The organism is Streptomyces sp. NPDC030820 (genome assembly GCF_055572075.1).
The window spans coordinates 177,089-199,026 of sequence record NZ_JBVIEB010000006.1; the positions used below are offsets into that span (position 1 = coordinate 177,089).

Consider the following 21,938-nt stretch of genomic DNA (forward strand, 5'->3'; position numbering starts at 1 on the left):
CCCGCCGTTCCACTCACTTGTGGGATCGTTCAACAATCGATTACGTTTCGGGACGTGATCGACCTCAACGCAGACCTCGGTGAAGGCTTCGGCCGCTGGACCCTCACCGACGACGACGCCCTGCTCTCCGTTGTGACCAGCGCCAACGTCGCCTGCAGCTTCCACGCGGGCGACCCCGCGGTGATGCGCCGCGTCTGCGACCTCGCCGCCGAACGGGGCGTCCGGATCGGCGCGCAGGTGTCCTACCGCGACCTGGCCGGCTTCGGCCGCCGGGCCATGGACGTACCCGCCGACGAACTGGCGGCCGAGACGGCCTACCAGATCGGGGCACTGCGGGTCTTCGCCCAGGCCGCCGGGGCCGAGGTTGCCTACGTCAAGCCGCACGGCGCGCTCTACAACCGCACCGTGCACGACGCCGAGCAGGCCGCGGCCGTGGTCGACGGGGTGAAACTCGCGGGCGGCGCGCTGCCGGTGCTCGGCCTGCCGGGGTCCGAGCTGCTCGCCGCGGCCGAGGAGGCGGGCCTCCCCGCCGTACCGGAGGCCTTCGCGGACCGCGCCTACACCCCGGCCGGCACGCTCGTGTCGCGACGCGAGACGAACGCCGTCGTGACCGACGAGGAGCTGGTGGTCCGGCGCGCGCTGGCGTTCGCGGTGGACGGTGCGGTCGAGGCCGTGGACGGTACGACGGTCGTGGTGACCGCCCGCTCCCTGTGCGTCCACGGTGACACCCCGGGCGCCGCCCGGATCGCGGCGCGGGTGCGCACGGCTCTGGAGGCGGCCGGGATCGAGGTCGGGGCGTTCGCATGACGGACAGCCGGTCTCTGCAGGTGCGCCTCGCCGGGCGGCACGCGGTGCTCGTCGAGCTGCCGGACGCCGAGCACACCGGAGCCTTCCACGCCGAACTCCTGCGGCGGCGCGCGGCGGGCAGCCTGCCGCCCGTCGCGGAAATCGTGCCGGGCGCGCGGACCGTGCTCCTGGACGGCGTCACACACCCGGAGGAACTGGCTCGCCACCTCTCCCACTGGGACGTGCCGACCCGGGCCGCCGACGACAAGGGAGTCGTGGAGATCCCCGTACGCTACGACGGACCCGACCTGGCCCAGGTGGCCGCCCTGTGGGGCGTCGCCGTGCACGAGGTCGCCGCCCGGCACACCTCCTGCACCTTCCGCGTCGCCTTCTGCGGCTTCGCCCCCGGCTTCGGCTACCTCACCGGCCTGCCGGCCGAACTGCACGTGCCGCGCCGCGACACCCCCCGCACCCGGGTCCCGGCCGGAGCGGTCGCGCTCGCCGGCCCCTACAGCGCGGTGTACCCGCGCGCCACCCCCGGCGGCTGGCAGCTGATCGGGACCATGCCGGACCCGACACCGCTGTGGGACCTCAGCCGGGAGGAACCCGCCCTGCTCACGCCGGGAACGCGCGTCCGGTTCGTGGCGGAGGAAGACACGCCGTGACCGCCAAGCTCACCGTCGTACGCTCCGGCGCCCTCACCACGGTCCAGGACGGCGGCCGGCGTGGCCACGCCCACCTCGGGGTGCCGCGCTCCGGCGCCCTCGACGCCGGCGCCCTGAGGCTGGCCAATCTGCTGCTCGGCAACGCCCCCGGCGCCGCCGCCCTGGAGACCACCCTGACCGGCTGTGCCCTGCGCCCCGACCGCGCCGTGACCGTCGTGGTCGGCGGCGCACCCTGCCCGGTGACCGTCGACGGCCGGCCGGCGCCCTGGGGAGTGCCCGTACGGCTGCCCGCGGGCGCCCTGCTGAACGCGGGCGGGGTGACCGCGGGCGTGCGCTCGTACGTCGCCGTCGCCGGCGGCATCGCCGTCGAGCCGGTCCTCGGCAGCCGTTCGACGGACCTGCTCTCCGGACTCGGCCCGGCGCCGGTGCGCGACGGGGACGTCCTCCCGCTGGGGGCTCCCGCCCGGCAGCCGGCGTTTCCCGACAGCGCTCCCTGGCCGGCGCCGCCGACCGCACTGACCCTGCCGCTGCGGCTCGGCCCCCGCGCCGACTGGTTCACCCCCGGCGCGCTGCGCACCCTCACCTCGGCGACGTACCGCGTGTCGCAGCACAGCAACCGGATCGGCCTGCGCACCGAAGGGCCGGCGCTGGAGCGCGTGTCGACCGGCGAGCTGCCGAGCGAGGGCATGGTCCTCGGCGCTGTGCAGGTGCCCCCGGACGGGCGCCCGGTGGTCTTCCTGCACGATCACCCGACCACCGGCGGCTACCCGGTGATCGGCGTCGTCGCCGAGGCCGCCCTTGCGGCTGCCGCGCAGGCCGCGGCCGGTACGCCGATCCGCTTCACCCTGGGGTGACCCGCCCGCTGCCGCTCTCCGCCGCGCCCGGCGGCGGAGTGCCGGGACTCCGGAGGTGGGTGATTCTGTAGGGGTGGGTGGTGTCCCAGCCCGCCGGAATCCGGCGGACTACGCCGTCTCGGGCCGCCGGGCGGTACGCGTCACGTTGGTCGCCGCGGCCGGCTTCTACCTCTTCCGCTACGGCCTCGACCGTCCTGTGGCGGCCACCTACGCCCTGTTCGCGTCCGTGGCACTGGGCGGACTCGCCAAGATCCCGGGCACAGGCCGGCAGCGGGCCGCGACGGTCCTCCGCCTGCTTCCGGTGTGCTGGTTGCTGGTCGTCGTGGGCACCTGTCTGTCCGTACGGACCTGGAGCGCCGTCGTCGGCATGCTGGCGGTCGGCTTCGCGCTGGCCTTCGCCGCCGTGGGCGGGCCACGGCCGGCAGGGGCGGCTCCGGGCCTGCAACTCCTCTACATCCTCCCGTCGTTCCCCCCGTACGCCCCCGACACGCTCGGCGAGCGCCTGATCGGGACCAGCACCGGACTCGTCCTCTTCATCGTCGCCGAGGCGCTGATCTTCCCCGAGCCCAGCCCGCCGTCGTACCGGGAACGGGCCGCCCACGCCGTGCGGACCGCCGCCCACGGCGCGACCCTCCTCGCCGCACCGCCGTACACCCTGACCGACCCCGACATCCGGGCGGCCGGGGAGGCCAGTCGGTCCCTGCGGTCCCTGACCGTGCCGGAGGCGGAACGCCCGGCCGGGCCAGGCCTGCGCGACCGCGCCCTCGCCCACACCGGTCTCGCCACGCGCACCCTCCTCAGCCGCCTGGCGCAGCTGCCCGTCCCGCCCGGCGGGCAGCCGGGCCCCGAGGTGACCGCCGTACTGCGGGCCGTCGCCCGGCTGGCCACTGCGACCGCCGACTGTCTGGGGACCGGGCCGTCGCCGGTGGCCCCGTACGAGGACCTGGTGAGGGCACGCGCGCACCTGTCGGCCGTGTCCGCGGGCCCGGCCCCCGGATGTGCCGGCGCACCGGACTTCCCGCCCGCCGTGCTGCGCCGGCACGCCGCCGTGCTGGAGATCGCCGACGCCGCGCTCGCCATGGCCACAGCGGCCGATCTCGCCGTACGCGGAAGGCATGCAGCGGTGGAGATCTCGCAAGGCCGCTTCTGGTACGCCGGCACATGGGCGCCGATCCTGTGGTGGCACCGCCTCCGCGGCCACGCCGGGCGCCGCTCGGTGTTCTTCCAGAACGCGGTCCGTATCGCCCTGGCGCTGACCGCGGCCCGGCTCGTGGCCGGAGTGGACACGCTGCCCCATGGATTCTGGGCCATGCTGGCGACGCTCACCCTCACCCGGACCACCATGGACGAGACCTGGCACACCATCCGTCTGGCACTCGCGGGCACCCTGGCCGGGGCTCTCGTCACCGCAGGGGCACTGAGCCTGGCCGGCACCGACACCGCCGTCTACGCCGTCGTACTGCCGGTGTGGATGCTGTTCGCCTTCACGGTGGGGCCGGTCAAGGGCGTCGGCTGGGCCCAGGGCCTGTTCACCGTGCTCGTGGCCCTGGTCTTCGCCCAGCTGGCCCCGCCGACCTGGCGGCTGGCGGAGGTCAGGATGCTGGACGTGCTGGTCGGCAGCGCGATCGGCGCCGTCTTCGGACTGCTGGCCTGGCCGCGCGGCGCCCATGACGAACTGCGCTACGCGGCGGCGGAACTCCTGCGCAGGGCGGCCGAGATCGTGGTGGCGACCAGCGCCTCGGTGGCGGGCGGCGGTGCCGTGGCCGCGCCGTCCGGGGCGTGTGGACACCGGTCGTTGCAGCGCGCGGTCGTCCTCGCCGAGTCCGCGTTCGCGCAGTTCCAGTGCGAGCCGACACCGTTCGGCGGCCCGGCGCGCCGGCCCACCCGGCGCAGCGTGGACTGGCAGGCCACGCTGATGGCCGGACACCACACCCTGTGGGGCTCCGAACGGCTGTTGGCGCCGCCGCTCACCGGCCTCGGCCCCGTGGCGGCCGATTCCCTCGGCGGGCTGGGGGACCGGGTGGCCGGTCGGATGCTGCTGATCTCGGCGGCCCTGGACCCGGGAGCGGACACCCCGACCGGGCCGATTCCGCTGGTCGATCCGGGGCGCGTCGGGCCCGTCACAGAGCCGCCCGGCGCGCCGCGCCGGTACTACGCGACCGTGTCCTGGCTGGACTCGCTCATGACCGACCTGACCCGGATCGCACGCGGCAGCCCGGAGCCCGGACAAGGTCCACCCACGCCGTGACCGGGCCGCCCGATCCCGCCGCGGCCGAGGGCGGCGCCGTTTGGCCCACGTCGACGACGGGGACCCGGAGCGACATGTTCAGCACCATCGCGCGCGGCTGTGCCGCCGGGGCCGCCGGCACCACCGCGTTGAACGCCGTGAGCTACCTGGACATGGCGCTGCGCGGTCGGCCTTGGAGCAGCACCCCCGAGGCTCATCCGAGTTCCCGTGGCCCGTACAGCGCACTGCCGGCTTCGGTGGACAGAGCCCAGTAACGGTCGCCGTAGGACCAATGCCACCATTCGGTCGGATAGTTGACCAGGCCGACGGCACTGAGCACCGTACCGAGCACACGCCGGTTGGCCCGCGCTTCGGGGCCGATCGTGGCCGCGTCGGTGTAACAAGCGCCGTCGCTCTCCTCCGGGTTGGCGTTCACCCGCGTCCCCATGTCGAGTTCCCGGCCCTCGGCGTCGACGAGCGTGAGGTCCACCGCGGCGCCGGCGCTGTGCGGCGCGATCTCCGGCGGCGACACATACCGGCTCGCGGCCTCGCGCACCCGCTCCGCCGACCAGTCCGGGTGAGCGGACCGCAACGTGGCGGAGTACCGCTCGAAGTACCGCCGCTGCAGCGCGGGCGGCCGGTATCCCTCGACGAACAGCAGGCGCAGGCCGCCCGGGAGCAACTGCTGAGCCCTGAGAAGACGGATCAGCACCCCTTCCCGCAGATGCGCGAACGCCCCTGACGGTTCGGCCCTGCGCGCATCCACGGCGAGGGAGTCCCGCAGCCGGACGTCGACGAGCGGTTCACCGCAGTCGGTCACGGGGACGGCCGCGACCCTCGGATCCGACATCAGCACGATCCTTTTCATGCACTGATCCTCGCCGATCGTCCCCGCAACAGGTGGCCACCTGTGCCGCCTTGGCCAAAGGCCGTTGGTCCTGGTAGTCATGGCCTGTGCGATTCGAGAGTGTCCCCATGCCGGCGGCGGTCGAGGCCCGGCCCCGTGACGCCCGTGGGTATCCGGTCCCGGCGATCACCCCCTGGGAAGGGGAGGAGCCGCAGTTCGCGCTGACCGACTACGAACGCAGTGCCGCATGCGCGCGGAAGCGTCTGTGCTCGGTGTGCAACCAGGCCATGCCGCAGGGACCCGTGTGGCGTGTGGTGGGGGCCGCGGAGAGCGCGGCGATCGGTGAGGCACTGGCCGCCGGACGGCCCTACCGCAATCTTGCGCCGACCCTCGAAGGACCGGGCCACCGTGCGTGCATGCTGTACGCCTCGATGGTGTGCCCCTATCTGGCCCGGCCCAACGCCCGGCGCGGCATGTCGGCGGCGGAACCGGACGACATGACCTCGCATGTGGTGCGGGGCGCCGTCCGGGGCTCGTTGGGCGCGGTGGTGGGCTTCGGCGAGTACGAGTACGCCGTCACCGGCAGCCGGGTGCTCTTCCGGTTTCTCGACGTCGTGGAGTTCCTGCCGCACGACACCGCCGACGCGCACCTGGACGAACTGCGGGCCGAGCTCGCCCGGACCGCGAAGTGACCCGCACTCCCTGGCCCGGACGCGCCCGGCCCGTCCCGTCGTACGACGTCAGGGGCGGTACGCCGCCAGGCCGACCGTCGAGGTGACCTTGGCCGGATGACCCGAGCCGTCGGCCGGCAGGGTCACCGTGCCGGACGGGGTGCGCACCGCGAGGGTCTTGCCGTCGGGGGACCAGGCCGGCTCGGTGTAGTCGGTCGTGGCGTGCGGGGTGAGGTCCTTGATGTGGTTGCCGTGCATGAAGTCCTCCACGAGCACATGGTCGTGGCCGGCGACCGAGCGCACGAAGACGACCTCCTCCTCGTTCGGGGACAGCGCCGGCTGGGAGCCCTGGGTGAGCTTGCCGCCCTGCTGGCGCAGGTAGTCGTCACGGATGTAGACCGCACCGGTGTGGTCGTTGGCGTAGACCGAGGTGCCGTAGTGACCGGCCGCGTTGGGCCAGACGTTGCCGGTCTGCGGCAGCGCACCGCCCGGACCCGGGTCGCTGTTCAGGGACAGCGTCCTGGGCGTGCCGTGGACGGCCTTGGCGGAGATGTACTTCAGGCGGGACACACCGTCCGCGCGCGCCGCGAAGATGAGGTTGTCCTTGGCGGGGATGTTGTACCGGGTGTCCTTCGCGGTCACCTGCCAGGTCGGGTGGGACCAGTTCTGGTTGCCGGGATTCTTCGCGACGACCACGCGCCCGCTGCCGTCCGGGTTGGCGATGTCCAGGTTGCCGGAGTCGTCCACGAAGGCGGCCTTCTTGCCGTCCGGGGACCAGGCGAGGTCCCGGACGGGCACCCCGAAGTTCACCTTGTGGCCGCCGATCAGCACGTACTTGGTGCCGTTGCTGACGGTCAGGGTGCCGTGCGAGGCGCTCGTCGCGGCCGAGGCGGCGCCGGAGACGCCCAGCAGCGCCGTGCCGGTGACGGCTGCGGCCACGGCGATGGCGGCCGCCGTGGTGCGGGTGCGTGTGGTCATGAGCAGATTCCCCCAGGAACATGGACTGGTCAGGTCGTTCGGTGAAGTCGAGCTTGACAGGGCCTGATCTTGGAACTGTCAGTTCGGTGTCACAGGGGCGTAACACGCCAGACCGCGGCGACAGCTGCACGGCCAAGGCCGACGAGGTGGCCACGCATGGCGCACACGCTCAGGACATGGACGCCAGCAAGTCCAGCTCACCCCCGATCGCACCCCGCAGTTCGTCGTGCTGCGGACCGAGCCCGAACCGCTCGTCCCGCCACCGGTCCGGCGGATACAGCCATACGGGCTTGCCCACCACCTCGGGAGACTCCCACTCGAACCGGGGCCAGACGTGGGCGTGCAGAAACGGGTCCGTGTTGCCGAGGATCTCCAGGTTCACCCTGCGGAAGGCGGGATCCAGCCGTCGGCAGGCCCGTTCCACGGCCTCTCCGAGCCGGTCCATGTCGGACAGGAACGCCAGCCGCTTGGCCCGGGGCAGATCGGACAGCCGCTGAACACCTGGCTCGTCCACCAGCAGGACCGAGTAGCCCGGCAGGAACTGCACGTCGCCGATCACCGCGAACCCCGCCCGAAGCCGCCGTAGCACCGTCGGGTTCTCGCCCCGCAGAGCAGCCCCGATCCGGTCCGTGCGCCAGTCATCACTCATGGCCCCAACCTACGGCCTGCCCGTACAGGCAGGGGCATCACCCGGATGGCGTAACCCTGATGGGGGTGAGACAGTGATGAAAAGGCGCATTCAAGATATGGCGCGAGTGTGACCCTCCGGAGCGTGTGATCGGCCGCCCCAATTCAAATACGCCGCAGGCTTGTTCAATGTTCAGCACTTGCTTTCTGAGTGGTTGCCCCGGCAATTCCACGAGAAAGGAGAACAGTCGTGCATGCCAAGCGATCGATCATTTGGGCCGCTCCGATGACCCTTGCGCTCCTCGTATTCTCTCCAGGTATGGCCGCGCAGGCGTTTGCGGCCCCTTCCCCCGCGACAACAGTGGTAGCCGCGCCGCGAGGCGAACCTGTCGGCATCAGCCCGAGCAAGGACGAGGGGCCCGGCTGGACGGAGGGCTACATTGATGGCAAGGCGTGCCGAGATCCGGATCCTTCAGCATACGAAAGCTTCCCCGACGAGAACTTCGAGGACAATTACTACGCGGGCTATGACGAGGGGTTCTCCGAAGCCGAGTGCTAGTCAAGGTCCCAGCACAGCACCGTGCCCACATTGTCGAACGACACGGCGTGGCAGCCGTCCGCGGACAGGGCCACGCCGTGGACGGCATCCGCAGACCGCCGGTGGGCCGACTGGTCCAGGTGGATGCCGCGTACGTCCGTGGCGACCGCGTGCCGGCCGTCGGCACACACCACCGTCCTTCGCACCTCGGCGGCCGGCCGCGCCGGCTCGGCGCCACATGGGCAACAGCCGCGGGTGCCGCCGGTAGCCGGGCAGGGCACGGATGGTCTGGAGCCGGTCCCAGGTGTCGGCGTTGCGGCCACTGTCGAGGAGTGCGGCCGCGCGGTTCAGGCGGCGGTGGCTGTGCGGGCCTCCGCGATGAGGCCGGACGCGGTCCCGGGGCGCAGGGCGATCCGGCCGTCCGCGCTCGCCGAGGCGTAGCCGCCAGTGGCGCTGTCGAGGGTGCGCAGGCATCGGTTGCCGTCGAGCAGCCACTTCTGCAGGCCGCATCTCGAGTCGGTGGACAGGCGGAGAGCGCGAACCGTCCGCCCGGGCTGAACGCGAAGCGCTGGCTCAGCCGGTCCATGGCGCCCAGGAGTTCCCCGGTTCGCAAGTCCCAGACGCGTAGCAGCCACCAGTAACCGTCGAAGGATGCCACCCGTTGCCCGTCGGCGACGAGCGTCAGCGCGGCGCCCCACCACCGGTCGTAGTTGTCGACACGGTTCGCTGATCGTGCGGACGGTGACACCCGGCACCCGCACGGAGCCGTCCATGCCCGCGACCACCACCACGTCCGCGTCGTCGCTGACGGCCACAGACTCCACGCCGTGCGGGGGCAGGTCCCAGCCGCGCAGGCTTTGTCGCCGCCTTCGACGGCCAGGAGGGCGTCCGCCTGACGGGGTGACAGGTCGTGGCGGTCGGACGAAGCGGCCGCGCGGGTCGTAGCGCTGGATGAGCGACTCGGCCTGCCTCGATCGCACCCGCGCGCCAACCGTCGTTCACCGGGCAGCCGCCAGACGGTGACCCAGGACGGATGGCAGAGTAAGCCCAGGTCGTGGGTGGTGGTGTCGTGCGGGGAGTAGGTCCACTTCTCGCACTTCGTGCCGACGGGAAAGCCGGTCGCCCCGAGCTCGACGGTGCGCCGGGACATGCTCATGGGCGTGAGGCCTACTGTGGCGCACCTCTCGGGCGCGAGTACGGTGCGGAGCGACCCTCTCGTCCGGCCGGCGTGTCCGGCGATCCCGGGACGGCCGGGCGGGGTCGAACCCTGTACCCGTCCGGAAGGTGACCGCCGATGTCCCAGTCCGCCATAGCCGACCCCATCGAGAGCGCGCCGAGTGCCCCGGTCCTCGCCGAGGTCGTCCGCTCCGGATTCGTCGAAGGGCGGCACCGGGGCAGCGTGGTGCTCCTCGCCGCGGACGGCTCGGTGGAGTGGGCGATCGGCGATGTGACGTCCCCCGTCTTCCCGCGTTCCGCCAACAAGCCGATGCAGGCGGCGGGCATGCTGCGGGCCGGCCTCGGCCTCCGGGGAGAACGGCTGGCCTTGGCTGCCGCGAGCCACTCCGGCGAGCCGTTCCATCGCGACCTGGTGCGGGCGATGCTCGACGAGCACGGGCTGACCCCGGAGCACCTCCAGTGCCCGCCCGCCCTCCCGCTGGACCAGCAGGAGCAGGAGGCCTATCTGGCGGCCGGCGGTCGGCGTGACCGCGTGGCCATGAACTGCTCCGGCAAACACACGGCGATGCTGGCTGCCGCCGCGCTACGGGGCTGGCCGCTGGAGTCCTACCTCGACCCGGACCATCCGCTCCAGCGCGTCATCCGCACGGTCGTGGAGGAGGCGGCCGGTGAACCGGTGGCCGCCGTCGGTGTGGACGGCTGCGGGGCGCCGCTGCTGGCGATCAGTCTGACCGGCCTCGCCCGTGCCTTCCGCTCCTTCGTCCTCGCCGCACCCGGCACCCCCGAACGGCGGGTCGCCGACGCCATGCGCGCCCACCCCGAGTACGTCGCCGGCACCCACCGCCACGACACCTGGCTCATGACGGAGATGCCGGGCGTCCTGTCGAAGGTGGGCGCGGAAGCGGTACAGGCCCTCGCCCTGCCCGACGGCCGTGCCCTGGCCCTCAAGATCGAGGACGGTGGAGTGCGAGCCCTGGGCCCCGTCCTGGCCCGTGCGCTGCGCCTGCTGGGCGTCTCGGCACCCGTCGTGGACCGCGTCGGTCGTACGCCGGTGCTGGGCCGGGGGCAGGAGGTGGGCGAGGTGCGAGCGGTGTTCTGACACGTGTCACTGACGGTGTGTCGGCTGCGCCGGGCGGCAAGGGCGCCTGCGCGGCCTTTCGTCTGTGGACGCGGCGGACGGCTGTTGTCTTCCGTTCCTTGAGCGTTCGACTGGCGATTCCTGTGCGGACGGTGTGCTCTCCCTAGGGTCCATGAGGCTTTCGAAAGAAGGGGCTCATGGACTCACTGCTCGCGATCCGGGCTCGCGGGATCACCAAGTGCTTCGGTGATGTCGTCGCACTCGACGGCATCGACCTCGATGTGGCGCAGGGACAGATCCACGGGCTGGTCGGCCCGAACGGCGCCGGCAAGACGACGCTCCTCGGGCTCCTGCTCGGGCTGGCCGTTGCCGACGGCGGCCGCCTGGAGATCCTCGGTGCGCCGGTGGGCAGGACGTTCGCCGCTCCCGACGGTGTCGCCGGGTTCGTGGACGGCCCCGGCCTCTACCCGTCGCTCACCGCCAGGCAGAACCTCGCCGCGCTCGCCGCTCTGCGCGGTCAGGACCCGCGCACGGCGGGCATCGACGACGTCATCGGCCAGGTCGGACTCACCGACGTCGCCGACGACCGGATCCGGGGCTTCTCCCTGGGCATGCGGCAACGGCTCGGGCTCGCCGCCGCCTTGCTCACCAAGCCCCGGCTGCTCGTGCTCGACGAGCCGTCCAACGGCCTCGACCCGGCCGGCAAGAAGCACGTCCACGGCGTCCTCGCCCGGCTCGCGGCGGAGGGCACCAGCGTCGTGCTGTCGAGCCACCGCATGGACGACCTGGAGGCACTGTGTTCCGAGGTCACCATCCTCGCCACCGGACGCGTCGTGTTCTCCGGTCCGTTGCGCAAACTGGCCGCCGAGAACCGTGAACTCGACTACCGGCTGATCGCCTCCGATCCGCAGACCGCCCGCCGGCTCGCCGCCGACACGCCCGGGATCCACCTCGTCGACGACGGACGCCCCGGCAGCGACGAGGTGCTCGTCGTACGCGCCCTGATGCCGGCCCTCGACGAACTCGTGGTGCGGCTCGTCCAGTCGGGCACCGTATTGCGGGAACTCGCCCCCGTGGTGTCCCCGTTGGAGGCCGCGTTCCTGGCCCTGACCGAGCATCAGGAGACCGCCACGGAAGGTACGGGGCCCGGCGCCGAGCAGCAGCAGGAAGCCGGCGCCCAGCAGCAGGAGGCCGGCCGATGACCGCGACCGCCCCCGCCCCCGACCGGTCCACCGGCGCCCGCCGTGTCTCGGTGGCCCGCGGCTACCGCTTCGAACTGGTCAAGCTCGTCTCGCAATGGCGGATCCGCCTGCTGGTGCTCGCCTGCTGGATCGTCCCGGCGCTCTTCGTCGCCGCGGTGAGCCGGCAGAGCACACTCCCCTCCGACACCCTCTTCGGCCGCTGGATGCTCGCCACGGGGTGGGCCGGACCGCTGGTGATGCTCGGCTTCGCGGGCACCTGGGCGCTGCCGCTGCTGACCTCGGTGGTCGCCGGTGACGTGTTCGCCTCCGAGGACCGGCTCGGCACCTGGCGGCACCTGCTGGTGGCGGTCCGCTCGCCGCGGCGGATCTTCGCGGCGAAGGCGCTGGCCAGCCTCACCGTCATCCTGCTGCTCGTGGCCGGGCTGGCCTGTTCCAGCGCGGCCGGCGGTCTGGTGACCGTCGGCAACCGGCCGCTGGTCGGTCTCGACGGCCACCAGTTGACGCCGACGGACGCCGCGGGCAAGGTCGCCCTCGCCTGGGTGTGCGTACTCGCCCCGACCCTGGCCCTCGCCGCGATCGGACTCCTCGGGTCCGTGGCGCTGGGGCGGTCCCCGATGGGGCTGCTGCTGCCCGCGGTCGTCGCGCTCGCGATGCAGGTCGCACAGATGCTGCCGCTCCCGGTCGCCGTACGCCTCGCCCTGCCCGGCTACGCCTTCATCGCCTGGAACGGCCTGTTCACCAGCCCGGCACAGCTCGGCCCGCTCCTGATCGGCGTCGTGGTCAGCCTGCTGTGGGCCGTGCTGGCGACAACGTTGGCGTACCTGCTGTTCCTGCGGCGCGACTTCACGAATCTCACCGCCGACGGCTCGGGGCGTCGCGCGGTCGCCGTCGGTCTCCTGCCGCTCGTCGGACTGGCCGGCGCGACCGTCGCCGTCGTCGCGTCGGCGACCGGGGCCACGGGCTCCGGGATCTCGCAGGACAAGGTGCAGCGCTCTCTCGCCACGGAGTTCGCCCACCTCTATCGCATTCAGACCAAGCAGCTCAACCGCCCGGACGTCACCGAAGCGCAACTGAAGGCCGCGGCGACTTGCGACAAGGGCAGCGTCAGGGTCGCCGCCGAGGGACCCGGCAACGACTGGCGCTGCGTCATCTCCTGGCATCTGCCTGGCGTCGAGGCCACCGGGACGGCCGTCTACCAACTCGACGTCACCTCGGACGGGCGGTTCGTCGCCGACGGCGACGGACCGAAGGAAGTGAACGGCTACTTCCTGGTGCGGACCCCGACCGGCGACGCACCGAACCCCCTTTGGCAGTTCGACGGCAACGTCGAACTTCTCAGCACCTCGAAAGGATGACCTCCATGCAGGTAACACGCCACCGCCGGCCTGTGGAGACGGAGTTTCGCGGTAGACGAATCGGGCGCCGGAGCGCCCTCACCGCAGGCGCCACAGCGGTCGTCCTCGCCGTCACCGCCGGCGTCGGTTACGCCCAGACCCACCAGTTCGGCACCGACCAGGTCGGCCAGACGACCGATCGCGGCCAGGTCATCTCCAGCGACCAGTACCTCGCCCCGTACGGCGACCGCCTCGTCATCAACAACGGCAAGATCATGTCGTCCTCGCCCAGCCCGGACGGCACCCACATAGCGGCCTCGGTCACCGACGGTGGCAGCGCGCTGGCCATCGTCGACGTGAAGAACTGGAAGGTGCAGCAGGTCGTCGGCACCGCCGCCTCGTCGACCCCGCGCCTCAGCAGCAACTCCGTGGGCCAGGAAGGCCCCACGTACTCGCCCGACGGCAAGCAGCTGTGGCTGGGCCAGGCCGACGGCTGCACGAAGTTCACGGTCAATCCGGACGGCACGGTCGCCAACCCGACCTCCATCAAGATCCCGGCTGACGGATCCAAGCGCGCCCTGGTCGGCGAGGCGGTGTTCTCCGCCGACGGCTCCACCGTGTACTCCGCGGTCAACGGCCAGAACCGGGTGGTCGCCCTCGACGCGGCGACCGGCGCCGTCAAGCAGAGCTGGAACGTCGGCAACGCCCCGCGTGACATGGTCCAGGTCGGCGACAAGCTCTACGTCAGCAACGAGGGCGGCCGTCCGGCCAAGGCCGGCGACACGACCATCAACTCGTACGGCACCCAGGTACCGGCCGACCCGAAGACCGGTGCCACCACCAGCGGCACGGTCAGCGTCATCGACCTGGCGAACCCGACCGCGGACCCGTCGAGCATCGACGTCGGTCTGCACCCGACCGCCCTGTACGCCAAGGGCAAGGCGCTGTTCGTCACCAACACGGCCAGCAACAACGTGTCGGTCATCGACACCGACAAGAACAAGGTCGTGCAGACCATCGACACCCGGCCGTGGCCGGAGGCGTCGGTGGGCTACGAGCCCAACGCGGTGACGCTCACCGACGACGGCCGCCTGCTGGTGACCCTCGGCCGCGCCAACGCGGTCGCCGTCTACCGGTACAAGAGCCCGCTGGAGCCGGTGAGTTACGTCGGCCTGCTCCCGACGGACTACTTCCCCGCGGAGATCACGACCGTCGGCAACCAGGTGCTGGTCTCCAACACCCGTGGTATCGACGCCCGTCGCCCGAACAACCCCGCAGGCCACGGCACCCATGACACGACGTCGAGCGTGCAGCGGTTCACTCTGCCGGACGACAGCGTCATCAGGTCCGAGACGGCCAAGGTCTTCCAGCAGAACGGCTGGACCCCCGGCTCGGTCTCGATGACCACGGGCGGGAGCAAGGCGCGGCCGGTGCCGGTCCCGCAGCGGCTCGGCGACCCCTCGACGATCAAGCACGTCTTCCTGATCGTCAAGGAGAACCGGACCTACGACCAGGTCTTCGGTGACATGCCGCAGGGCAACGGCGACCCGTCGCTCACGCAGTTCGGCGAGAACGTGACGCCGAACCAGCACGCCCTGGCCAAGCAGTTCGGCCTGTACGACAACACGTACGACATCGGCACCAACTCCGCCGAGGGCCACAACTGGCTGATGCAGGCCGACGACCCGGAGTACACCGAGTCCTCGGCCGGTGAGTACCAGCGCAGCTACGACACCGAGAACGACGCTCTCGGCCACCAGAAGTCCGGCTTCATCTGGACCGGTGCGCAGGCGGCCGGGAAGACCGTGCGGGACTTCGGCGAGTTCCAGTCGATCGAGAACAAGCCGTCCGGCGCGACCTGGCAGAACCTGTACTGCGACGCCAAGACCATGGACGCGACCGGCCAGCCCACCGCGTACCCCATCCAGACGGGTTCGGCGATTCCGTCGCTCAACTCCGTCTCGGTGCCCGGCTTCCCGATGTTCGACCTCGACGTCCCGGACGTCTACAAGTACCAGATCTGGAAGCAGGACTTCGAGAAGAACGGTCCGGCCAACCTGAACATGTTCTGGCTCTCCAACGACCACACCGGTGGTCCGGCGAGCCCGGCGGCCGAAGTGGCGGACAACGACCTCGCGGTCGGCAAGATGGTCGACGAGATCTCGCACAGCAAGTACTGGAAGGACTCGGCGATCTTCGTCGTCGAGGACGACTCCCAGGCCGGCCTCGACCACGTCGACGGCCACCGTGCCCCGATCCAGGTCATCAGCCCCTGGGCCCAGCACGGCACCGTTGACAACCACTACTACTCGCAGATCACGATGATCCGCACCATCGAGCAGATCCTCGGGATCCACCCGATGAACCAGAAGGACAGCGCGGCCAGCCCGATGCGCGGGGCGTTCACCCAGCGCCCGGACTACACGCCGTTCAAGGCGCTGCCCAACCGGACCTCGCTGACCGACGGCCTGAAGACCCCGCCTTCCTGCGGTGTCGACACCCCGGCGGCGCAGGACCCGAAGGCGGCGGCCGTCCCGGCGGCCAAGGTCCCGGCGGACATGCAGCAGCTCGCCGCAGAGTGGGACAGCTGGAAGTCGAAGCAGCGCCTGACCGGCTCCCACGCCACGGCCGACTTCGCCAACCCCGCCCAGATGAACCACCTCACGTGGTATCAGACGCACAACTGGAGCACGCCGTACCCCGGTGAGAAGAAGATCTACGCACCGAACGACGTGCCGGGTGCCTACATCCCGTCGTCGGAGTCCGACGGCTGACGCAGTCCGATCCGTCGGGGACCCCTGGCAGGCTGTACGCCTGCCGGGGGTCCTGACCGCGGCGGATGGTGCAGGTCTGCCGAGTGAGCGCTTCGGGCATAGCCTGGCAAATGGGTGGTTTCGCCGGCGATGTCCCACCGCACCCCCGGTGAAGCTTGCCGCAGCTCACCGGTGAGGGAGGAAACAATCGGCAGGATTCGTACCTCTCAGAAGGCACTCGGCCATGAACACCATCGACGAAACGGCTGTCGGCGGTCTGCGCCAGGCACTGCGGGGATCCCTGATCACACCGCAGGACCCCGGCTACGACGCGGCCCGCAGCATCTACAACGCCATGATCGACCGGCGGCCGGCCGCCTTCGCCCAGTGCGTGGACGTGGCGGACGTGCAGACGGTGATCTCCTTCGCCCGGGACACCGGAGTCGAGCTGGCCGTGCGCGGCGGCGGCCACAGCGGCCCGGGTCTGTGCCTGGTCGACGACGGACTCGTCCTCGACCTGACGCCGATGCGCTGGACCAGGGTGGACCCGGAGACGGACACCGTCCAGGTGGGCGGAGGCAGCCTGCTCGGTGACCTCGACCATGCGACACACGCCTTCGGGCGTGCCGTGCCGGCCGGGATCGTGTCGACCACCGGCGTCAGCGGCCTCACCCTGGGCGGCGGCCACGGTTATCTCACCCGCAGGTACGGCCTGACGATCGACAGCCTGTTGTCGGCCGACGTCGTCCTCGCCGACGGCAGCTATGTCACCGCTTCCCGGGAGAGTCACCCGGACCTGTTCTGGGCGCTGCGCGGTGGCGGCGGCAACTTCGGGGTGGTGACGTCGTTCGCCTTCGGGCTGCACCCGGCGTCCACGGTCGGGGTCGCCGTGACGGTGTGGCCGGTCGACCGCACGCCCGAAGTGCTGCGCTGGTACCGGGAGTTCCTGCCTGCCGCGCCGGACGAGCTCTACGGGTTCTTCGCCCTCCTCGTCGTACCGCCCGGCCCGCCCTTCCCCGAGCCGATCCACGGGCAGAAGATGTGCGCGGTGATCTGGTGCTACACGGGCGACCTCTCCGACGAGCGCCTGGCGGAGATGTTCGCCGTGGTGAACGAGCCGGCGCCGCCGGCCTTCCACTTCGCCACCCCGATGCCCTATCCCGCCTTGCAGACCATGTTCGACGGGCTGCTTCCCGAGGGACTGCAGTGGTACTGGCGCGGCGACTTCTTCCAGACCGTCTCCGACGCCGCGATCGACGTCCACCACAAGTACGGCCAGAACATTCCGACCGGCCTGTCGACCATGCACCTGTATCCGGTGGACGGGGCCGCCCACCAGGCCGACGCGGACGGCACGGCCTGGGCCTACCGGGACGCCGTCTGGTCCGGCATCGTCGCCGGCATCGACCCGGACCCCGCCAACGCCGAGGTGATCCGGCAGTGGTGCGTCGACTACTGGACCGACCTGCACCCGCACTCCATGGGCGGCTCCTACGTCAACTTCATCGGCCCCGGGGAGAGCCAGGAACGGGTCCGGACCACCTATCGCGGCCACTACGACCGCCTGGCCGCGGTCAAGCGTGCCTACGACCCGGACAACCTGTTCCACGCCACCCAGAACATCCCACCGGCTCCGGACTGACCGGCGCGCACACCGCGAGCCGCGTCAGCGGGCGCCGTCGTGTTCGCTGATCCAGCGGGCGGCGAGCAGGCCGGAGCCGGCGGTGAGCGCGGCGGCGGCGACGACGGTGGCGTTCAGGCCGAGGGCGTCGGCGAGGATGCCCGCGACGAGGGCGCCCACGGCGTAGCCGATGTCGCGCCAGAAGCGGTAGGTGCCCAGCGCGCCCGTCCGCCAGACGGGGTGCGCGTGGTCGGAGACGCAGGCGATCAGGGCCGGGTAGACCATGGCGGTGCCGAGTCCGAGCGCGACGGCCGAGAGGACGCCCGCCAGGAGCGGGGTGTCCAACAGGACGAGGGCGAGGACGAATCCGCCGGCCTGGGTCAGCATGCCGGCCACGATGAGCGGCTTGCGGCCGACCCGGTCGGACAGGTGGCCGGTGGGGATCTGGCCGAGGCCCCAGAGGATGGGGTACAGGCCCTTGATGAGGCCGACAGCGGCGAGGCCGAGACCGTGGTCGGTGAAGAGCAGGGGGAAGACGCCCCAGGTCAGGCCGTCGTTGAGGTTGTTGACCAGGCCGGCCTGGCTGGCGCCGCGCAGGGACCGGTGGTGCCAGGAGGTCCGGGCGAAGATCGCGGCCAGGGCGGTGCTCTCGCCGGAGGCCAGGGGCTTGGCGTGCTGGGAGAGTTCGAGGGCGACGTGCGCGGCGGTGTCCCGCACGATCAGGGCGAGGCCGAGCCCGGCGGCGACGAAGACCACACCGATGAGTTCCGGGACCGGGCGCAGGCCGTACGCGGTGGCGAGATAGCCGGTGACCAGGGCGGTGGTGCCGACGGCGGTGTAACCGGCCGCCTCGTTCAGGCCCATGGCCAGCCCTCGCCGGGCGGGTCCGACCAGGTCGATCTTCATGTTGACCGTCATCGACCAGGTCAGGCCCTGATTGAGGCCGAGCAGTACGTTCGCGGCGACGATCCAGCCCCAGGACGGTGCCCAGGCGAGGGCGAACGGGACGGGGATGCCGATGAGCCAGCCCGTCACCAGGAGCTGCTTGCGGCGGAAGCGGGCCGTCAGCGCGCCCGCGGCGAGGTTGGTGAGGGCCTTCGTCAGTCCGAAGGCGATGATGAAGGAGAAGACGGCCAGGTCATCGGTCAGGCCGAAGGTGCGGGCGCCGATGAGCGGGACGGTCGTGCGTTCCAGGCCGACGAGGCCGCCCACGCAGACGTTCACGATGACGAGCAGCGTGAACTGCAGCCAGTTCTCGCGAAGTCCCAGCTGAACAGGCCCGGCCGCGGACTCGGTGGCCGCACTCACCGGGCGGCGCCAGCGGTGAGCCGGCGGCCGTGGGCGGCGGCGTAGTCGCCAGGGCTGCCGTTCAGCACGGTCAGGTCGGTGTGGCCGGCGCGCTCCAGGACACTGGCAGCGGTCATGGCGCGCTCCCCGTGCCCGCAGGCCACCACCGCGCCCCCGGGGACCTCGTCGGTGTGGGCGGCGAGGGCGCCGAGTTCGAGGTGGACGGCGCCGGGGACGTGTCCGGCGGTGTACTCGGCTGTCTGCCGGACGTCGAGGTACGGGGCGGCCGGCGCCTGGTCGGGGGTAACGAACGCGGTGGCCGAGGTGGGCAGGCCGGCCTCCTGCCAGGCGGACATGCCTCCCGAGAGACGGCCGGTGAGCCGCTCGTAACCGATCTTGTACGCCTGCCAGACGATCTCCGACAGATCCTGGCCCTCCCCGGTGACGAAGACGATGGGCTCCTCGCCGGGCAGCAGCCAGCCCAGCCAGGTGGCGAACTGGCCACGCAGCGGGATGGAGATCGACCCCGGTATGTGTGCGGCGGCGTACCGGGCGGCTGGACGGACGTCGACCACATGGCCGCCGTCGGCGAGCAGCGTGCGCACCTGCTCGGTGTCCAGCGCGGGCAGCGTCGGTGGGGTGGTCAGGACGGCGGGGCCGCGCCGGTTGAGCTCGGCGAGCCGGTCGAAGTAGGCGGGGTAGCTGCCGAGGTTCGCGATCAGCCGGGACACGAAGGCGTCCTCGTCGGGAGCGGCGAGCAGCGGGTTGGTCCGCTTCTCCGTGCCGATGGTGGTGGTGCGCTCGGCGCCGGGCGGGGCCGAGCAGAACGATCCGGCTCCGTGCGTGGGCCATACCGCGGTCTCGTCCGGCAGCAGGGTCAGCCGATGCAGCGAGCGGTACTGGGCGCGGGCCAGTCCCTCGGTGCGTTCGGCGCCGAGCAGGTCGGTGCGCGCGGCGGAGTTCACGATCAGCGAGCCGCCGGTGAACACCCCGAGCGGGCGGCCGCCGTCCAGCAGCAGGAAGGACAGATGTTCGTCGGTGTGCCCGGGGGTGGCCAGGGCCTGCAGCGTCAGCCCGCCCAGGTCCACCTCGTCGCCGTCCGCGAGGCCCTGGTGCGGGAAGGTACGGCGGCCGGCGGCGGAAGCGAGGACGGCGGCGCCGTGGTCGTGGCCGAGCTGGACGGCACCGGAGAGGAAGTCGGCGTGCAGATGGGTGTCGGCCGCGAACGCGACGCGCAGTCCGCGCTGGGTGGCGGCGGCGTGCAGGGCGCGCAGATCGCGGCTCGCGTCGACGGCCAGGGCACGGCCGTCGCCCAGGTCGACGAGGTAGGCGCTGTTGCCCAGTCCTTCGTCCACCAGCGGAATCAGATGGTCCTCTGCGAAGCCCATGGCCGTTCCTCCAAATTCGGGTACTCGTATCACCCATGCATCCTCTACGATATTCCATGGATGTATGGAGGATGCATGGCGGAGACCACGGCAACCGGCTCCAAGGCGGAGCTGTACGACGCGTTCGCGGCCAGCGGCAAGGCGCTCGCCAGCGGAAAACGTCTGGAACTGCTCGATCTGCTCGCCCAGGGCGAGCGGACCGTCGACGCCCTCGCGAAGGCGGCCGGGCTGAACCTGACGACCGCGTCGGCGCATCTGCAGACGCTCAAGCAGGCCGGATTCGTCGCCACCCGCCGGGAGGGCGTGCGCATCCACTACCGGCTCGCCGGCGACGACGTGGCCCGGCTGTTCGCGCTGCTGCGCAAGGTCGCCGAGCGCCACCAGGCCGCCGTGCCGGCCGCCCGCGACGCCTATCTCGGCGACGACGGCGCCGTGGAGGTCAACCGCGAGGAACTCCGCGCCCGCGTCGCAGCGGGCGATGTGGTGGTGCTCGATGTGCGGCCGGTGGAGGAGTACCGGGCCGGGCACATCCCCGGCGCGATCTCCATCCCCGTCCACGAACTGGCCGACCGCATCGACGAGTTGCCCGAGGACGCCGAGATCGTCGTCTACTGCCGTGGCGAGTACTGCGTCCTCGCCTACGACGCGGTCCGACTCCTGACCGACCGCGGGCGACGCGCCATCCGCCTCAACGACGGCATGCTCGAATGGCGCCTGGCCGAGATGCCCGTGCACGTGGCGGAACCGATGTGAGCGGGGCACCACCGTCGTATCCCGGGTGGGCCGGCGGACGGGCCTACGGCGCCCACGCGTCGCCGTACCGAACCCGGCACCGGCGCGTGGGCCGGGGCTCCGCCGTCGGCCGCCCCGTCTGGCCCTGACCGGCGGCATCCTCGCGCTCGCCGTCCTGTCCGCCGTCGCGGCCACCGCGAGCAGCCGGTGAACGGACGTCTACCGCTCGGCCGGACCGATCCGTCGGCCCGTGAGGCTCGTGGGCCGGATCGACACCCACATCTCGCGGTGTCCACCCGGCCATGGCGTGGTGTGGGCCTGCCGGGTGAGTCGCCGCACCGCGTCCGGGTCCGTCACGACGCTCGCCGGGCCGACGGCGAGGACGCTCCAGCCCTGGCTCAGGGCCTCGTCCAGATGATCGACCTCGAAGGCGACCTCCCGTTCGGCGGCCGCCGCGGCCACGGAATCGGGGGCGGTCCGGAAGACGATGGCGTCGTCGACGACGTCGTAGTTGACCGGGACGACTGCCGGGCGCCCGTCGGATGTCGACACCGAGACGCGTCCCACGCCGTGGGTGGAGAGCAGCGTGCGGCATTCCTCCGGGGCGAGGTCGCGCAGCTCGGGACGGAGCAGTGCGCGGCCCTGACCGGGCGGGAGATCGATGCCTCCGCCGCGCAGCGCGGCGACCGTGGTGCCCAGTGCGTCGGCCAGTCGGACGAGCGTCGCCAGGGTCGGGTCGGCGGGCCGTTCCTCGAGGTACGCCAGATAGTCGGGCGACATCCGGGCGCGGCCGGCGGTCTCCTCGCGGCTGAGGCCCTGCCTCCTGCGTTCGACGGCCACGCGCCGCCCGATGTCGCCGGGGTCGGCCGCCCGTCGCGGTGAGGCGGCGGGGGACCCGGCGGCCATGTCAACCGTGTCCTGTCGTGGCTCGTGCGTGGCCGCGGTCCGCTCGTGGTGCAGAGGACGGATGTGTGCGTCGGGTCCGGGGAACACAAGGGTCACTTCGTCGGTGTCCGACCAGCGCACGTCGTAAGGCGGTGTTCCGTCCTCGTGGTGGAGTCCGACGATCTCGCCGTCGCGCCTGCCGGCACCGGTCGCCGGACGCTCCACGATGAGCTGGTCACCGAGGTGAGCTCGCATGATCGCCGCCCTCTCCGCACAGTCGTGCTGTGCG

19 protein-coding genes are annotated in these 21,938 nt (G+C 71.8%); 12 read left to right on the plus strand and 7 right to left on the minus strand.

Translation table 11 applies throughout. From position 1 onward, the window contains the following. Positions 1-54 precede the first annotated feature (54 nt). The 4 genes from ACZ418_RS18410 to ACZ418_RS18425 all read left to right on the plus strand — a co-directional run bounded on the left by ACZ418_RS18410 (position 55) and on the right by ACZ418_RS18425 (position 4,553). Positions 55-807: a LamB/YcsF family protein gene (locus ACZ418_RS18410; protein WP_468363615.1), complete on the plus strand. Its 753-nt coding sequence runs from the start codon at positions 55-57 to the stop codon at positions 805-807. Continuing rightward, a complete protein-coding gene (locus tag ACZ418_RS18415) occupies positions 804-1,451 on the plus strand; it encodes a 5-oxoprolinase subunit B family protein (protein WP_468363618.1) in 648 nt (215 codons plus the stop codon). Before ACZ418_RS18410 ends, ACZ418_RS18415 begins: the two co-directional genes overlap by 4 nt. After that, the gene (locus tag ACZ418_RS18420; RefSeq protein ID WP_468363621.1) at positions 1,448-2,305 is read left to right on the plus strand and encodes a 5-oxoprolinase subunit C family protein; all 858 of its coding nucleotides are present in this window, start codon (positions 1,448-1,450) and stop codon (positions 2,303-2,305) included. The genes ACZ418_RS18415 and ACZ418_RS18420 overlap by 4 nt, the downstream gene beginning before the upstream one ends. A gap of 73 nt (positions 2,306-2,378) precedes the next feature. Then, complete coding sequence (locus tag ACZ418_RS18425; protein ID WP_468363624.1) at positions 2,379-4,553, plus strand: FUSC family protein; 2,175 nt, start codon at positions 2,379-2,381, stop codon at positions 4,551-4,553. A gap of 193 nt (positions 4,554-4,746) precedes the next feature. Here the strand turns inward: ACZ418_RS18425 and ACZ418_RS18430 are convergent, their stop codons facing one another. After that, positions 4,747-5,400 carry a M15 family metallopeptidase gene (locus ACZ418_RS18430; protein ID WP_468363627.1) on the minus strand — a complete coding sequence of 218 codons (654 nt, stop codon included), beginning with the start codon at positions 5,398-5,400 and terminating at the stop codon, positions 4,747-4,749. Between the two features lie 86 nt (positions 5,401-5,486). Between ACZ418_RS18430 and ACZ418_RS18435 the strand changes: the two genes are divergently transcribed. Continuing rightward, entirely contained in the window at positions 5,487-6,071 is a 585-nt protein-coding gene (locus ACZ418_RS18435; RefSeq protein WP_468363629.1) for a hypothetical protein, read from the plus strand. Between the two features lie 48 nt (positions 6,072-6,119). Here ACZ418_RS18435 and ACZ418_RS18440 read toward each other — a convergent pair whose 3' ends face one another. Beyond that, a complete protein-coding gene (locus ACZ418_RS18440; RefSeq protein ID WP_468363633.1) occupies positions 6,120-7,028 on the minus strand; it encodes a TolB-like translocation protein in 909 nt (302 codons plus the stop codon). Positions 7,029-7,197: 169 nt separating this feature from the next. Then, positions 7,198-7,677 (minus strand): HIT family protein, encoded by a 480-nt coding sequence (locus ACZ418_RS18445; RefSeq protein ID WP_468363635.1) that lies wholly within the window; start codon positions 7,675-7,677, stop codon positions 7,198-7,200. Between the two features lie 228 nt (positions 7,678-7,905). Here ACZ418_RS18445 and ACZ418_RS18450 point away from each other — a divergent pair, with 228 nt between their 5' ends. Then, on the plus strand, positions 7,906-8,214 hold the full coding sequence (locus ACZ418_RS18450; RefSeq protein WP_468363637.1) for a hypothetical protein: 309 nt from the start codon (positions 7,906-7,908) through the stop codon (positions 8,212-8,214). Here the strand turns inward: ACZ418_RS18450 and ACZ418_RS18455 are convergent. Further along, positions 8,211-8,387 carry a hypothetical protein gene (locus ACZ418_RS18455; protein WP_468363640.1) on the minus strand — a complete coding sequence of 59 codons (177 nt, stop codon included), beginning with the start codon at positions 8,385-8,387 and terminating at the stop codon, positions 8,211-8,213. The two genes, ACZ418_RS18450 and ACZ418_RS18455, sit on opposite strands and share 4 nt — an antisense overlap. A gap of 1,100 nt (positions 8,388-9,487) precedes the next feature. Between ACZ418_RS18455 and ACZ418_RS18460 the strand changes: the two genes are divergently transcribed. From ACZ418_RS18460 to ACZ418_RS18480, 5 genes are all read left to right on the plus strand, one after another. Then, on the plus strand, positions 9,488-10,468 hold the full coding sequence (locus ACZ418_RS18460; RefSeq protein WP_468363642.1) for an asparaginase: 981 nt from the start codon (positions 9,488-9,490) through the stop codon (positions 10,466-10,468). 176 nt (positions 10,469-10,644) lie between these two features. Further along, positions 10,645-11,649, plus strand: a complete 1,005-nt coding sequence (locus ACZ418_RS18465) for an ABC transporter ATP-binding protein (RefSeq protein WP_468363644.1) — start codon at positions 10,645-10,647, stop codon at positions 11,647-11,649. Continuing rightward, positions 11,646-13,004: an ABC transporter permease gene (locus tag ACZ418_RS18470; RefSeq protein WP_468363646.1), complete on the plus strand. Its 1,359-nt coding sequence runs from the start codon at positions 11,646-11,648 to the stop codon at positions 13,002-13,004. Before ACZ418_RS18465 ends, ACZ418_RS18470 begins: the two co-directional genes overlap by 4 nt. A gap of 5 nt (positions 13,005-13,009) precedes the next feature. Next, positions 13,010-15,757 (plus strand): alkaline phosphatase family protein, encoded by a 2,748-nt coding sequence (locus ACZ418_RS18475; RefSeq protein WP_468363648.1) that lies wholly within the window; start codon positions 13,010-13,012, stop codon positions 15,755-15,757. Positions 15,758-15,980: 223 nt separating this feature from the next. After that, the gene (locus tag ACZ418_RS18480; RefSeq protein ID WP_468363651.1) at positions 15,981-17,378 is read left to right on the plus strand and encodes an FAD-binding oxidoreductase; all 1,398 of its coding nucleotides are present in this window, start codon (positions 15,981-15,983) and stop codon (positions 17,376-17,378) included. A 24-nt stretch (positions 17,379-17,402) separates the two neighbouring features. Here the strand turns inward: ACZ418_RS18480 and ACZ418_RS18485 are convergent, their stop codons facing one another. Next, a complete protein-coding gene (locus ACZ418_RS18485) occupies positions 17,403-18,665 on the minus strand; it encodes an MFS transporter (protein WP_468363654.1) in 1,263 nt (420 codons plus the stop codon). Then, complete coding sequence (locus ACZ418_RS18490; RefSeq protein WP_468363656.1) at positions 18,662-20,032, minus strand: MBL fold metallo-hydrolase; 1,371 nt, start codon at positions 20,030-20,032, stop codon at positions 18,662-18,664. The genes ACZ418_RS18485 and ACZ418_RS18490 overlap by 4 nt, the downstream gene beginning before the upstream one ends. A 75-nt stretch (positions 20,033-20,107) precedes the next feature. On the opposite strand from ACZ418_RS18490, the gene ACZ418_RS18495 reads away from it, so the two are divergent. After that, positions 20,108-20,785: an ArsR/SmtB family transcription factor gene (locus ACZ418_RS18495; RefSeq protein WP_468363658.1), complete on the plus strand. Its 678-nt coding sequence runs from the start codon at positions 20,108-20,110 to the stop codon at positions 20,783-20,785. Positions 20,786-20,983: 198 nt separating this feature from the next. On the opposite strand, the gene ACZ418_RS18500 is transcribed toward ACZ418_RS18495, so the two are convergent. After that, positions 20,984-21,904: a pyridoxamine 5'-phosphate oxidase family protein gene (locus ACZ418_RS18500; RefSeq protein ID WP_468363661.1), complete on the minus strand. Its 921-nt coding sequence runs from the start codon at positions 21,902-21,904 to the stop codon at positions 20,984-20,986. Between the last annotated feature and the right edge of the window lie 34 nt (positions 21,905-21,938).

Bases quoted from the DNA above. Each gene is read 5' to 3' on its own strand.
- ACZ418_RS18475 (WP_468363648.1), top strand. From the start codon at position 13,010: ATGCAGGTAACACGCCACCGCCGGCCTGTGGAGACGGAGTTTCGCGGT.
- ACZ418_RS18440 (WP_468363633.1), bottom strand. From the start codon at position 7,028: ATGACCACACGCACCCGCACCACGGCGGCCGCCATCGCCGTGGCCGCA.
- ACZ418_RS18480 (WP_468363651.1), top strand. From the start codon at position 15,981: ATGAACACCATCGACGAAACGGCTGTCGGCGGTCTGCGCCAGGCACTG.
- ACZ418_RS18415 (WP_468363618.1), top strand. From the start codon at position 804: ATGACGGACAGCCGGTCTCTGCAGGTGCGCCTCGCCGGGCGGCACGCG.
- ACZ418_RS18495 (WP_468363658.1), top strand. From the start codon at position 20,108: ATGGCGGAGACCACGGCAACCGGCTCCAAGGCGGAGCTGTACGACGCG.
- ACZ418_RS18465 (WP_468363644.1), top strand. From the start codon at position 10,645: ATGGACTCACTGCTCGCGATCCGGGCTCGCGGGATCACCAAGTGCTTC.
- ACZ418_RS18500 (WP_468363661.1), bottom strand. From the start codon at position 21,904: ATGCGAGCTCACCTCGGTGACCAGCTCATCGTGGAGCGTCCGGCGACC.
- ACZ418_RS18460 (WP_468363642.1), top strand. From the start codon at position 9,488: ATGTCCCAGTCCGCCATAGCCGACCCCATCGAGAGCGCGCCGAGTGCC.
- ACZ418_RS18445 (WP_468363635.1), bottom strand. From the start codon at position 7,677: ATGAGTGATGACTGGCGCACGGACCGGATCGGGGCTGCTCTGCGGGGC.
- ACZ418_RS18430 (WP_468363627.1), bottom strand. From the start codon at position 5,400: ATGAAAAGGATCGTGCTGATGTCGGATCCGAGGGTCGCGGCCGTCCCC.
- ACZ418_RS18470 (WP_468363646.1), top strand. From the start codon at position 11,646: ATGACCGCGACCGCCCCCGCCCCCGACCGGTCCACCGGCGCCCGCCGT.
- ACZ418_RS18490 (WP_468363656.1), bottom strand. From the start codon at position 20,032: ATGGGCTTCGCAGAGGACCATCTGATTCCGCTGGTGGACGAAGGACTG.